Raw genomic sequence first — 1,023 nt, 5'->3', positions numbered from 1 at the left:
ACTGAGGGCACATATATACACATCTTTGCTTATGACCAATACAATAATGAGTCTTCCTCCTGTTCTTTCGAGGTAGTTCTTGTGGAGGAAGACCAGCCTTCTTTCGATTGCGATATACCACCGGGAACTTTGGATCTGGATGAAAACTGTGATTATTCAGAAAGTGACTTCAGTGACTTAATTATCAACAGGCAGCATTTTGAAAATGGAATTTTCATTGATCAGACAGAAGAAAGGGAGGGAGATTTACTTCGGGTTAGTTTAAGAGTCTATCATGGAGAAGATGAAAATAGTGACTTCATTGGAGAATGTAATTTTCAAATTTCTCTTACAGATACCACGGCCCCACAAATTAGCTGTCCTGGGCCAAAAACGGCAAATTTCAATCCTGAAGTTGGTTTTATAGTTCCAGATTATAGTGGGGAAGTACTGGTTTTTGATAATTGTAATCCCGATGATACCATGGAGGTTATTCAGGATCCGGTTCAGGGAGAAGTAATTTATGGAAGTCAGCAGATCTCATTTACCGTATACGATGATTCCGGAAATCCGGCAGAATGTGAATTTCAGCTGACTTTAGAAGAGGAAGAAACAGGTGTTCCCCTGGAAATAACAGGTTGTCCCGATCCACAACAAGGCAGCCTGGATGGCTATTGCACATTTACAATTCCGGATTATACAGGGGAGGTGAGCACAAACATTCCTGCCAATATTACACAGGTCCCAACTCCAGGTTCCTCGATCTATCAGGATACACGGGTAAGCGTGATCGCCACAACTTCTATGGGCGAAGTCGATATTTGCTATGTGGAAATTACTTTGGATACTTCGTTGCCCTCTGCCCTCAACTGTCCGCCGTCAATAGAAGAAGCAGATTATTACCCTGACCAGGGGTACTTTATTGGTAGTTACCTCAGCCGCTATCACCTGGATTTTTGTGACAGAAATTTTACTGTAGTCCAGACGCCGGAATTTGGCACGCTCATTACCGAGGATACTCCGGTCCAGATTAGGGTGAGCGAT

1 protein-coding gene is annotated in these 1,023 nt (G+C 43.0%); it reads left to right on the top strand.

All coding sequences use genetic code 11. The features are described from left to right. The coding region (locus HC175_RS15205) for an HYR domain-containing protein (RefSeq protein WP_168139328.1) at nt 1–1,023 on the top strand (1,023 nt) is incomplete at both ends.

This window comes from Salinimicrobium oceani (genome assembly GCF_012037645.1).
The sequence above is the reverse complement of the archived record's forward strand: the minus strand, read 5'-3'. Positions and strand labels throughout refer to the sequence as shown.